Source organism: Vibrio sp. 14G-20 (assembly GCF_026241515.1).
Taxonomy (GTDB): domain Bacteria; phylum Pseudomonadota; class Gammaproteobacteria; order Enterobacterales; family Vibrionaceae; genus Vibrio.
Window position 1 is genome coordinate 174,164 of the sequence record NZ_JAPHPW010000008.1, and the last position, 11,575, is coordinate 185,738.

Annotated in this window: 10 protein-coding genes; 7 read left to right on the forward strand and 3 right to left on the reverse strand. The window is 44.5% G+C overall.

Going from position 1 to position 11,575, the window contains the following annotated elements; all coding sequences use genetic code 11:
- Positions 1–15: 15 nt before the first annotated feature.
- The 3 genes from rimJ (at position 16) to OQJ75_RS09690 (ending at position 1,711) form a co-directional block, all read left to right on the forward strand.
- Positions 16–603 (forward strand): ribosomal protein S5-alanine N-acetyltransferase, encoded by a 588-nt coding sequence (gene rimJ, locus OQJ75_RS09680; protein ID WP_265972836.1) that lies wholly within the window; start codon positions 16–18, stop codon positions 601–603.
- 152 nt (positions 604–755) lie between these two features.
- Positions 756–1,229 (forward strand): DUF2947 domain-containing protein, encoded by a 474-nt coding sequence (locus OQJ75_RS09685; RefSeq protein ID WP_004734736.1) that lies wholly within the window; start codon positions 756–758, stop codon positions 1,227–1,229.
- Between the two features lie 266 nt (positions 1,230–1,495).
- The gene (locus OQJ75_RS09690; RefSeq protein ID WP_265972839.1) at positions 1,496–1,711 is read left to right on the forward strand and encodes a hypothetical protein; all 216 of its coding nucleotides are present in this window, start codon (positions 1,496–1,498) and stop codon (positions 1,709–1,711) included.
- A gap of 208 nt (positions 1,712–1,919) precedes the next feature.
- Here the strand turns inward: OQJ75_RS09690 and OQJ75_RS09695 are convergent, their stop codons facing one another.
- From OQJ75_RS09695 to OQJ75_RS09705, 3 genes are all read right to left on the reverse strand, one after another.
- The gene (locus OQJ75_RS09695) at positions 1,920–4,760 is read right to left on the reverse strand and encodes an Hsp70 family protein (RefSeq protein ID WP_265972841.1); all 2,841 of its coding nucleotides are present in this window, start codon (positions 4,758–4,760) and stop codon (positions 1,920–1,922) included.
- Positions 4,761–4,912: 152 nt separating this feature from the next.
- Positions 4,913–6,886 carry an Hsp70 family protein gene (locus tag OQJ75_RS09700; protein WP_265972843.1) on the reverse strand — a complete coding sequence of 658 codons (1,974 nt, stop codon included), beginning with the start codon at positions 6,884–6,886 and terminating at the stop codon, positions 4,913–4,915.
- On the reverse strand, positions 6,886–7,518 hold the full coding sequence (locus tag OQJ75_RS09705) for a DUF2760 domain-containing protein (protein ID WP_265972845.1): 633 nt from the start codon (positions 7,516–7,518) through the stop codon (positions 6,886–6,888). Before OQJ75_RS09705 ends, OQJ75_RS09700 begins: the two co-directional genes overlap by 1 nt.
- A 350-nt stretch (positions 7,519–7,868) precedes the next feature.
- On the opposite strand from OQJ75_RS09705, the gene OQJ75_RS09710 reads away from it, so the two are divergent.
- The 4 genes from OQJ75_RS09710 to OQJ75_RS09725 all read left to right on the forward strand — a co-directional run bounded on the left by OQJ75_RS09710 (position 7,869) and on the right by OQJ75_RS09725 (position 11,551).
- Positions 7,869–9,407, forward strand: coding sequence for a sensor domain-containing diguanylate cyclase (locus tag OQJ75_RS09710; protein ID WP_265972847.1), 1,539 nt, complete (start codon positions 7,869–7,871; stop codon positions 9,405–9,407).
- 87 nt (positions 9,408–9,494) lie between these two features.
- Positions 9,495–10,025, forward strand: coding sequence for a 3'-5' exonuclease (locus tag OQJ75_RS09715; protein WP_004734743.1), 531 nt, complete (start codon positions 9,495–9,497; stop codon positions 10,023–10,025).
- Positions 10,026–10,482: 457 nt separating this feature from the next.
- Entirely contained in the window at positions 10,483–10,839 is a 357-nt protein-coding gene (locus OQJ75_RS09720) for an antibiotic biosynthesis monooxygenase family protein (protein WP_146458136.1), read from the forward strand.
- A gap of 16 nt (positions 10,840–10,855) precedes the next feature.
- Positions 10,856–11,551, forward strand: a complete 696-nt coding sequence (locus OQJ75_RS09725; RefSeq protein WP_004734745.1) for a hypothetical protein — start codon at positions 10,856–10,858, stop codon at positions 11,549–11,551.
- Positions 11,552–11,575 lie beyond the last annotated feature (24 nt).

Sequence of the window (11,575 nt, forward strand, 5' to 3'; positions counted from 1 at the left end):
AATAAGAACAAGATTATGGAAGATTTGAGCACACCAGAACGCATTTATAAGCGCGATGGCAACCTGATTCTGCGCACCGCTGAGATAGACGATGCGAACATGATCAGCGAGTACTTTCAAGCTAACCGAGAGTACCTTAAGCCTTGGGAACCTATTCGCGAAGATGCGTTTTTTGACAGAACGGGTTGGGCGCAGCGCCTAATTAAGCTCAACGAGCTTCATAAAATGGGGCTAGGCTATTACTGTTTGTTGATTAATGCTGACTCTAATGAAATGTTAGGCACCATATCGTTCAGTAATTTGTCTCGTTTCCCGTTCTACGCTTGTAATGTCGGCTACTCATTGAGTCAAAGTGCACAGGGCCACGGTTACATGCGCAGAGGCTTGAGCATGGCCAAAGACTACATGTTTGATGTGCAGAACATGCACCGCTTAATGGCTGGATATATGCCTCATAATGAGCGCAGTGCTGGTGTGTTGGAACATCTTGGCTTTGTTCACGAAGGTTTTGCTAAAGACTATCTACAGATTAACGGTAAATGGGAAGACCATATACTGACTGCACTCGTTAACCCGAACTGGGAAGATAGGCGCGCTGTTTAGAGACAAAGAGTCATTAGGCGTAAGTATCAATTAAACGTAAATACAGATTTAGAGGCAGTGACGAACATAGATAAAATGAAACCGTCACTGTATCAAAAAGAGCATATAGGCATGGAAATCCATAAGCCTAAGAAGAAATTTGAGGAATTTTGATGTCATATACAACTTTGGACGAATACCAAAGAAAATGGATTTTTACTCACCAGTCGATGCCATTACCAGCAGAGGACTTGGAAAAGATTAAACCAATGACACAGGCAAGGGCATCTCAGTTTTGGAAAGAGAACGTAAGCCCTCAAAGTCCTGATGCAGAAAGACTAAGTTCACAAGACTGGCCAAGCAAGGCATCTAACTGGAACGAAGAGATCAGCTGGATGGCAAATTGGGAAGCGGATGAGCCTGAAATGCCAGAAGAGATTCTGAACTTCATTGATTGGCAAGATGACGTAACTGTTTATTTTTGTTACGAAAAATACAATGTTTTAGAAACCAAGTGGTCAGTTTTCAAGAAACACTGGAAGAACTTTTTGTTCTACGACGATGGCCCGATCCTACTCGGTCGCCGTCGTTCAGAAGCCCTTTGGTTTGCGACAAATGGCACGGTGAAAATCGGTAACCGTGCTTAAGTTCGGTGTGATTTAATCGAGCAAGTATTGGTGACCCGATCACAGACAGACAAACAAAAAGCGAGTTTTGAGCTCGCTTTTTTTATGCCTGATGATCTTAGAAGATCATGGTAAAACACTCACCATTTGAGCCAACTAAAGATGAGGGTTTTCACTCGTTAAAATCAGGTGAATGACGAAATTGAGATCGCTATCCCATTGGCTTACTTGAAGTTTTAAGACGTTTGGCTATATTTATATTACTGCCTTAGTGGAGGTGAAGTATTATGATTTGGGATACTCTCGAACGTGTAAATAAACTTCGCAGGGAAGCAATGGAGGATCCAGAATTTTTGGATTCGGCAAAAATGCATGAGGAATGGCTTTTAAGCGAAACTCATAACCAATCAATAAAAGGAGCCAAGAATAAGAAACCGAAAAAACTATCAGATATTTATGAAAATACGGATTTTCCGATTAACCCAACAGGAACGAAACATTAACAATGATGAACTGCAACACGGCTAAGGCCTTTAAACAGCGAGCCTCTAATCAATTAGGTACTGGCCAGCAAAATACTAGCCAACCAGACACTTGCAAACAGGCCTTTAGCCACCAATAAAAAAGCCACTTTCAACGAACCGAAAGTGGCTTTTTCTTTTCTAACTCGTGACTAAAGCTAATCGTCTATAAAACTAACAGCTTTTAAAATTAGCTATTAATCAGGCTTAACCCGCTTGGTAATGCATCACCAAATACGCGCTTAGATTCGCTCTCAGAAAGTTCAGTCACTTCACTCACTAGCGTTAGCCATGAATCAGGCACCTTGCTTTGCTTAAGCTTCTCAACCACTTGATTACGATAGTCGTCAGAGATATCAAATTGACGGTCACCAGTTTTACGGCAAATCATCACCGCTGCAAAGGCGATCATCTGCTCTTTATGCCAGTTCTGCTCAAGCAGTTTCGGCAACCATTGTTCAGCTTGTTCTCTAGGAATCACGCTGTGTTGGCTGCCATACAAAGGCGTTCTTGATGCTAATCGACCTAGCGCCCACCAGTGAGCTTGTTCAAATTGGTTATGGTTAATCGCTTTGCTCAAGAACCAGCTTGCCAGCAGTACTTTGTCTTCCACTTCAAGTTGCTCAAGTGACGCCGCTAAACGAACCATGGCTTCATAGCCATTGTCTTGTGCATCTTTGGCTGTCTTAGGGTTTTTCATTGCCCCCGGGTGAAGGTACTTCGCGATGTCAGCCAAGATACTCTCTTGCTGCTCTTGGTTTAATCCACCGGCAACACGACGCCAGAATACCCACCAGTCCGTCCAACCTTGGTGGTTCTGGAATTGGATGTTTTGTTGGTAAAGGCCCCAAATTTGTTCGATACGCCATGAATCCGTCGGATCGCCAAAGCCGGGACGCAGCGAGTAACCCGCCAAACGCAGCCAGTTTTTCTCGTGCGCTTCAGAGCGACGACGTCGTTTACGACCTAATGAGAAGCTATCAAAGAGGTGGCGAAGGGTAGTAAAGTCCCACTCTTCACGCTTACCAAGTCGTTTCTCAAGATCTTTGGCCAGTGTTTTGATCTCTTTAGATTCAGCACTTTTCTTGTTGCCGCTGTATAGGCGAGAAATCAGCTCCTTACATTCGTCCAGTCTTGGATGAAGTTTAGAGTTATCAGACTCATCGCCTTGCTTGTTTCTGACTTCGAATTCAAGTAACCAACGCTTGGTGTCATCTTCCGTACTCACACACTCCATTTTCAATGTGCTGACTTCGGTTAACTGACAAGCAAGCAATACTTCAACGCGTTCCTTTTGGTTGGCTTGAAGCTCTGCAGTGCCAGACCCTTCCAGCGTTGAAATATAAGGTGGAAGAGGGGAGAACAAGTCAGCGTCGACATTGACCATCACACCGTTTTGAATGGCAGTGTCGTGAGCAATTTGATCGTGCGTTGAAGTCAGTAGATTGAAACGTACCGGTTCACCCAAAGTCAGTGAGAAACGACGGCTGTTCAAACGTATTTCTTGGCCTTCTTCTGTCCCTTTAGCAAGCAGACAAAGTGCTTTACCCATCTTGTTCTTCTCTTGTAGATGCAAGAAGTAAGAACGAGCCGCACCGCCACCGATTTTCAGTTGTGCGCCACGGCGGGCTTTACCAAAGGCAACCGCGCCAAGGGCAACAGACCAATCGGGATGAGGGTTATCAAGCACTGTGATTGGAGAACCGTTCCAATTGCCTAGTAGCTGAGTAATACGCTCAGTCACAAGTTCACTATTGAACACACCACCATTGAGTAGTACACCCACAGGAATGGCAGGTTTGGTGTCATCGAACTCAACAGAGCCTGAGTTTTCCAATGCGGCTTTAGACACTTGTTGGTGTGTCGTTAGGAATTCTGCAACGTGCTTACTCACCGCAGGGTCAGCCACGTAAGGTAAACCGAATTCAACCACGGCGCTGCGGCGCTTGTCTGGTGTTTCAGAAAACTCAGACAGTGGGAAGAAACCTTCCAATGCGATTTGATGAACTTCTTGCTTGGTTAAGCCAATACTCTTGGTACCACCTAGTAGCTTCGAACCACTACCCAGCATGGTGATCTTTACATCGTCTGGCGCATTCGTAGAAAGCAGGCTCTCTTTTGCAGCGCGAGTTTGTTGAATCAGTTTAGTTAGGCTAGAGGCATTCAGCTTCTTGTTTTGATTGAAGCGCTGTTCGGCTAGGTGAGCGAGGGCTAAATCTAGGTTATCACCACCGAGCATTAAGTGTTCGCCAACGCCGATACGGTCGAGTGCTAGCTCGCTATGACCTTGTTTGTCCGCATCGAATTTGGCTTCAATTAAGCTCAAGTCGGTAGTACCACCGCCGACATCACACACTAAGATCAGCGGGATCTGTTGGAGTTCTTCCGCAGCCGTTTGCTGGTGGCGCGCATACCAGTCATAACAAACCGCTTGAGGCTCTTCGAGTAATAGAATCTTACCTAAGCCAGCAAGTTCTGCGGCTTCAAGTGTCAGCTTACGTGCTGTTTCATCGAATGATGCAGGAACCGTGACTACAACATCTTGGTCTTCAAGTTTGTTGCTTGGATTACGGTAGTTCCATGCTTGGCGAATGTGATTCAGGTAGCTCGCACTCGCGACAACCGGCGATACTTTATCGACATCAGCTGCGCCAGCCCAAGGGAGGATGTCTGAGCTACGATCAACCGCTTGGTGCGATAGCCAACTCTTAGCACTCGATACTTGGCGGCCTTCTACCTTAGCGCCTAGTTCACGTGCCCATTCACCGACGATAACGTTCTTGATATCGCCTTTTACTGGGCTTGGTTCCCACGGCATCGTTAGGTCTGAAGGGGATATTTGACTTTGTGCTGGGTGGTAACGAAATGATGGAAGTAGGGGCTTACGAACCACTTCACCGGGGCCGATGAGCTGATCGATATCGAAAAGAGAAACGGGAGCGTGTTGTAGGTCGTCGTTGATTTCACAGTAGGCAACCACAGTGTTGGTTGTGCCTAAGTCAATGCCGACTAAAAAACGAGGAGTTGCCATACAAAACCTTATTCTTACAGAGTGATGACCAGTTTGCTGAAGCTTTGGTCTTATTGTTGTTATTCGTAAACGTCATTCCTGAGATACAGGTAGGACTAGGTTGGGAACGGTGTTGATAAAGTAACGGCACCCGCTAAGGTGCCGTTGATTCATTATGCTTCTTCGTTTGAGTCGTTGTTCGAATCTTCACGAACGTCGAACTCAACGTGCCATTTCTGACCATTGTCAGTGGCAATCGCTTCTAGGTATAAGGTACCTAGCTCAGTAACGCGAGAAGCCAAAGTAACCGGAACCACTTCACCCTCACGGCGACCTTCAGATACAGGCAGTGTCACTTGAATCTCTGGAAGTTCATCAAGGTCTTCTGGTGCCCAATGATCAAGGTGCGTACCCGCTACGTCTTCACGACGGGTCGTAGAACCGAAGAATTGGAAGTGTACTGGCTGGCCAATCACCAAACCAAACTCTTGGCTAGGCACTTGTACGCTTGAACCTTCTTCCATACCAAATGGTGCAACACACAGTGCTTCCATTGGAGGAGCCATACCTGGGATAGCTGGCATCGCGCTTTCAATTCCAACGTAGTAAGAAGATGCGATACCACCACGGATACGAACGCCTTGCCCACGACGAACTGCGCCGTAGTAAGAAGCGCCACTTGCAACCGCTAGGTCTAAGTCTAAACCTGAAAGTTGTTTAGCAAATTCAGCGTCGGCATTAATTAGCCATTCATTGATCGTGTCTGAAAGACGATCAGCAAGTAGATTAGATTTTAGAACACCACCATTGAACAGTACCGCTGTTGGTTTGATGAAGTCTGCCGCTGGCGCTTCTGACCCTTGCGCTTGTGTACCGGGCATACCGGGCATGTTTGCAAACGGGTTGAAATCTTGCTGAGCGGTTTCACTATTTCCAGAAAGCGCGTTCGCTTGCTTAGAAAGGAATGCAGCAATGTGACGAGTAATACCTGCGTCTTGAGCATAAGGCAGACCCATTTGAGTCAATGCGCCACGCGTCTTTTGTACTGGGTGCTCAGTCACCGCTACTTTCGGGAAGAAGCCATCAACCAATGTTTGTTGTACTTCTTGCTGAGTCAGATCTGTTTTCAGTGTTGCGCCCAGTAGTTTAGAACCGCGGCTAGGTACAACGATTGGCACTGATTGCAGTTCAGCATCGTTAAGCAGTGCTTCTTTTGCATCGCGACACGCGTGAGTCATCGCTTGAACCTGCCAAGGAGCCAGTTCTTTGCCTTCTTGAGCCAGTTTCATCTTCAGACGGTAAGCCAGAGCTAAGTCCATGTTGTCGCCGCCAAGTAGGATATGCTCACCTACAGCGATACGGTTCAGACTTAGATTGCCTTCATCTTGTGTTACTTCAACCAACGAAAGGTCAGTCGTACCACCACCGATATCGACAACAAGAACGATGTCACCAACGTTCACTTCATCGCGCCATGTGTCGTTGCTGTTATCAATCCAGCTATACAGTGCTGCTTGAGGTTCTTCAAGAAGTGTCAGGTGAGTGAAGCCAACATTACGCGCAGCTTCTGCTGTTAGGTCACGAGCTGCAGGATCAAACGAAGCAGGAACCGTGATCGTTACATCTTGGTCTGCCAGTTTGTGTTCTGGGTTAGCGTGGTTCCAAGCATCTTTAAGGTGCTCAAGGTACAACTCAGTTGTCTTAAGCGGAGATACCTTTTCAACTTCTTCAGGGCTGCCTGCAGGAAGGAACGCATCGCGACGGTTAACACCACCGTGGCATAGCCAAGATTTTGCACTTGCTACCAAACGGATAGGGGTTTTCGAACCTAGGTTACGAGCAATGGCACCAACCAGTGCTTTAGGTTCAGAAGACCAAGGAAGAACGCGAGAGCCCGCATTCATTTCATGTTCGTGCGGTTGGTATAGGAACGAGCCAAGTTGGCTGCGAGTTTCTACTGTACCTGGCGCCGTCAATTGAGGGATTGGCATCACCTCAACGCGAGCGTCTTCATTTGTTGTGTCGATGAAAGACAAAACGCAGTGTGTGGTACCTAAATCGATACCAACACTGAACTTAGGCGCTTGCTCTTGTGAATGCATCTGCGCAGATGACTCGTGCGATGATGGCTGAGTTTGGTGTTCCATTATAGCTCTACCTCTGCCGGTGCAATTACAGATGCATCGTAGTTTTCAGCAAGCTTAGGCAGGTTCATGTCAGTTGCTTTCCAACCTTTGTGAACCAATGTGCCATTGAATGGTGCGTTGCCTGTTACGTTGCCTGTTAGGCGAATTTCTTGTGGGTTGAAGCCTTCTACTACCGTGATACGCGTTTCTTCATCTTCCGTACGGATGTGAGAAAGCGTTACGTAATCAGCAAGCACTTTTTGACCGCCAGTGTGGATTACACGTGCTGCCGCGCCAACTTCTTCGTCAGAGAACGAAGTGAGATCTTCTTTTAGGAAGTCAATTAAACGTGCTTCTTGCTGCATGATAGACAATAGCTGCATTGCTGAATCGGTCGGTGCCGTTGCTAGTTTTGATTCAACTTCAACGACTCTTTCAATCACTTTTTCAACTTCAACAACTTTCTCTACTTCGACAATTTTTTCTACTGGCTTTTCAACTTCAACGATCTTTTCTACTGGTTTTTCTACGACTTTCTCAACCACTTTGGATTTACGAGAAACGGCAATAAGCAGCAGTAAAACGCTTGATGCAGTGAGGCCTGCGTGAAGTATATCAAACGTTTGTGGAATTAGGTTCAAATCAACGATCATAGTGATTTTCTCTTTAAATTGATTTAACGGTATATTCATTGGTTAAGTTGAACATACGGGTTGGAAAGAAAACTCTGTCGCACTCAGGCAAAACGGTATCTTTCAAGCTATAAATATGGATGGATACTAGCATATTCAAGGCTTAAGGGCTGTATTTAATGTTTTTATTCAAGTGGGTTTTTAGTGTGTTAGCGTGAAAATTAGTCGAGATTTGCTTGAATAATAGCCTTTGATGTAAGGGGAAGGTAAACATTGCCCATTTTGTGTCAGGTTTAGGACTAAACATGAATGGAGCAGGATTCCTTAACGTTATATACTTATGACTTTATATAATCCGACATGAGATATGTATGCCGCATACAATCGACCCGTTGACAGGGTTGAAGAGAAGAACCTTGCCAGTAGTTGCTTTTTTGGTCACCTTTCTGATTACGGTGTTATGCGTTGTGTTGGTGGCTCTTAATCAAAATCGTGCCTTGAACATGAATTTGGAGAGCTTTGCTAAACACCAAACTCTAAGCCTAAAAGCGTTTATAGATAACGATGTTGCTTACATTGGTTCTGGTGCTAATTTTTTCTACGCAAATGATCCTGAAAACTGGGATAAGTTTGATCGCTTTGCACAACAAACGATTAATGTTTCAAAAAGTCTAATTGGCTTGCAATGGATGCAAAAAGTGACAGCCGATGAGATTGAAGAACACACTGCTCAGATGGAAGAAAAGTACCCATCATATAAGTTATTCACTATTCCAAAACATGAATCAAAAGCTTTTGGTTACATCTTAGATGGTGAGCCAGCCTTTGTTGCGACTGATATCTACCCAAATACCGAACCAAATAACAGAGTTCTTGGTTTCTACTCTTCTCGTGAACGATTTAAGCGCGTTTTAGACAATATTAAACAGACACGCCAAGCCAATATTTCAGACAAAGTTCGTTTAATACAAGATGGCTTAGACCCAGAAATACCGAAAAGTGGCATGCTGGTGTATCACCCTGTATTTGAAGGTGAAAGTGACAATTTGCTCGGTGTTGTGATTGGTGTGGTTCGTACGACTTATTACTTTGAGAACTTACTGGCGTCCACTGCGGGTGATATGAATGTATATGTGCGAGTGACCGATACGGGTTTTGAAGCAGAAGATTCTCCCATTTTGTTTGAAACTGAAGGTTTTGAAGGCGTAACTGGGCACCTTATTACCAAAACCATTAGCCTAACCAACCGTGATTGGAAAATTGATTACAAGATAGGTTCATGCATCTCGTTTTCCGGCTACTTGGTACTCGCCGGCATTGCTTTAGTTGGGACCACTATCTCTTTACTGCTGGCCTACATAGTTAATCTACAAATTCGTGAGAAACAACGTTTGTACCAAATGCTAGATGAGAGGACGGAAGAACTTCGCTTTTTAGCCAATCATGACAGCTTAACCGAGGTCTACAACCGACGTGCTTTCAATAAGAAGCTCGACAAAGCCATTGAGCGAAACCAGCCCTTTAGCCTTGTTGGGTTTGATATCGATAAGTTCAAAGGCATTAATGACCAATTTGGCCACCCTGCAGGTGATGCCTTGCTCATTCATGTCATCAAGCTGATCTCGGTGAACTTGAAAGAGGGAGATAACTTGTTCCGTTTAGGTGGTGACGAGTTCTGCATTATTTCTAGCATTTCAGACCATGAATCTCTGAATCGATACTTAGAGTGCATTATAAACACCGTAAGTCACTCTCACTGTGAACACAAAGGTCGACAATTAAGTTGTACTTTGAGCATCGGTGCAGCCATTCGTAATAGTGAAGACTCTGAAGAAATCATGCAAAAAGCGGACAGCATGCTCTATCAAAGTAAGTCAAATGGCCGAAATAGAGTCACAATTGCAGGCTAAATGAGCACTTGATGCAACTGGGGTCGAGTTCTTTATTGGGCTCATGTACAATTTCAAAAAACTTTTGATGAAAGAATTGGGCGACGTATGAATCACAATCGAGTGGTGTGTTTCGATTTGGAAATGTGCTGTTGGAGCGAAGACGGTGTAGGAACAACAGGGGAGATCATTGAAATTGGTCTTGCTGAGATCGATCTTGTATCTGGAACCATCGTGAAGCGCGCGCAATATTACGTTAAGCCCGAAAAAGACGAAGTCTCTCTATTCTGCGCCGAGTTAACGGGTATTACACCTCGTAAAATCGAAAAACAGGGTCGCCCATTAGAGTCTGTTATCAAGTCGATGATTAAGAACTTCGGTGGCCCAAAGAAAATCTATGCAGCGTGGGGACGTGACGACCTTATCTTACACAAAGAGTGTATTGAGAAAGGCATCGAACCGCCATTTAGCGAGTTCTTGAACATCGCCACACTTTATCGAGTTCAGAATCGATTGAAAGAGAAACGTATTGGTCACCGTGCTGCTCAAGAAGCGAAAAACATTGAGTGGGAAGGTCGTCAGCACTCTGGTTATGTTGACGCTTATAACTTGGCAAAGCTTGCGCTGACGATGTTGTGATCGTTTGTATTTCAGAGAGGCGCTTGGTTAAATACTGAAAGGTTAAACACTTAAAGTTAGCCTGAATCTTGTGAGTTATTAAAATGAAGAGCCACCTACTTATTAGGTGGTTTTTTTGTGCCTGTTATTTGAGGGTAATGACGATGCAAATTGAGGGTAATGACTATTCACGTTGAGATCAATGAATATTCACGTTAAGGGCAATGACTACTCACGTTGAGGGTAATGACTAGTCACGTTGAGGGTAATGACTACTCACGTTGAGGGCAATGACTATTCCAAGAAATCTAATTTCAACAAGTGGTTTATCAATAGTGAATGGCTACATCGCTTATTTTACGAGTGAATAATATTCGTTTGAAATTTAGCTTTTTAATTAATATTAAATCGCAGGTTTCGACCTTGATTGGGTAGAGCTAGGTGGTAGCGTTAGCTCACCCAAAACAAGGAGAATAGGATGAAGAACATTATTAAGTATGGATTGGCACTGGGGGCGCTAAGCGTAAGTGCGTTGGTCTCGGCACAACCCGTTGTATTGATAAACACTTTTTCAGTCGAGCCAGCCCATGAAGCCGCTACGTTAACGTATTGGGAAGATGCGCGAGACGTATTGGTGAAGCAACCAGGATATATCTCTACCAAATTGCACCGCTCTTTAAGCTCGGATGCGACATACCGTTTTATTAATGTTGCAGAGTGGGAAAGCAAAAAGCATTTCCATGATGCGATACAGGCGATGAGAAAAGAATTACCACCTTTAACAATTGAAGGGGTTTCTGCTGACCCTAACTTGTATGAAATTATTCGCGACTAATTAGGAAGCCACCACAATGAAAACAACTCTAGGAACCTTTTTAGCTATTTTTAGCTTTCTATTTTCAGCTATTCTTTTTTCAACCCATGCCCATGCAGCGGCATACGGCGTGTCAGTGGCTTGGAAAACCGATGACGCCCAAGCCGTATTTGAAGCAATGCCTCATCAGAAAAAAGCATTTGCCAACCTGATTGATGCGGGCTTGGTCCACGATATGTTCGTATCACAAAGCTTTATTGGGGATAAAAAGTTTCCGATGATTAAGTTTGTGATTGAAGCGGACAGTGAGCAGCACGTTAGAGACTTGATTGGTAACTTGCCATTCCAATTTAAAGAGCTTGTAGAGGTGACTGAAATCAGAGACATCGGTAATAAGTGGTTAAACACGGACGTCGCTTTCACAAACTACGCAGTAGAACTCGCTTGGAAAGAGCCTGAGAATCAATTCATTGTCGATGAGGTTATTAGCAAAGATTTACAAATGGTTGTCGATTGGAGTGCTCAAGGTGTGATTACGTCTGCTTATTTAAAACATCAAGAAATAGCAGAAGAGAAGCCAAACCAAAAAGCGATGATCAGGCCAGTCTATTCAATGGCAATATTGGCTAAAAACGAAGAGCAAGCGCGCGAAGTTGCCAATCAGTTGAATGCAGTAAAGTTAGGCTTCGCTGAAGTTATGGTAAGTGAACTTGGATTCAAACTGGAACTCTAATTTCGCTAGAACAGAATTGTGACC

Excerpts from the sequence above, each read along its gene's own strand:
- rimJ (WP_265972836.1), top strand. The coding sequence starts at position 16 with ATGGAAGATTTGAGCACACCAGAACGCATTTATAAGCGCGATGGCAAC.
- OQJ75_RS09685 (WP_004734736.1), top strand. The coding sequence starts at position 756 with ATGTCATATACAACTTTGGACGAATACCAAAGAAAATGGATTTTTACT.
- OQJ75_RS09690 (WP_265972839.1), top strand. The coding sequence starts at position 1,496 with ATGATTTGGGATACTCTCGAACGTGTAAATAAACTTCGCAGGGAAGCA.
- OQJ75_RS09695 (WP_265972841.1), bottom strand. The coding sequence starts at position 4,760 with ATGGCAACTCCTCGTTTTTTAGTCGGCATTGACTTAGGCACAACCAAC.
- OQJ75_RS09700 (WP_265972843.1), bottom strand. The coding sequence starts at position 6,886 with ATGGAACACCAAACTCAGCCATCATCGCACGAGTCATCTGCGCAGATG.
- OQJ75_RS09705 (WP_265972845.1), bottom strand. The coding sequence starts at position 7,518 with ATGATCGTTGATTTGAACCTAATTCCACAAACGTTTGATATACTTCAC.
- OQJ75_RS09710 (WP_265972847.1), top strand. The coding sequence starts at position 7,869 with ATGCCGCATACAATCGACCCGTTGACAGGGTTGAAGAGAAGAACCTTG.
- OQJ75_RS09715 (WP_004734743.1), top strand. The coding sequence starts at position 9,495 with ATGAATCACAATCGAGTGGTGTGTTTCGATTTGGAAATGTGCTGTTGG.
- OQJ75_RS09720 (WP_146458136.1), top strand. The coding sequence starts at position 10,483 with ATGAAGAACATTATTAAGTATGGATTGGCACTGGGGGCGCTAAGCGTA.
- OQJ75_RS09725 (WP_004734745.1), top strand. The coding sequence starts at position 10,856 with ATGAAAACAACTCTAGGAACCTTTTTAGCTATTTTTAGCTTTCTATTT.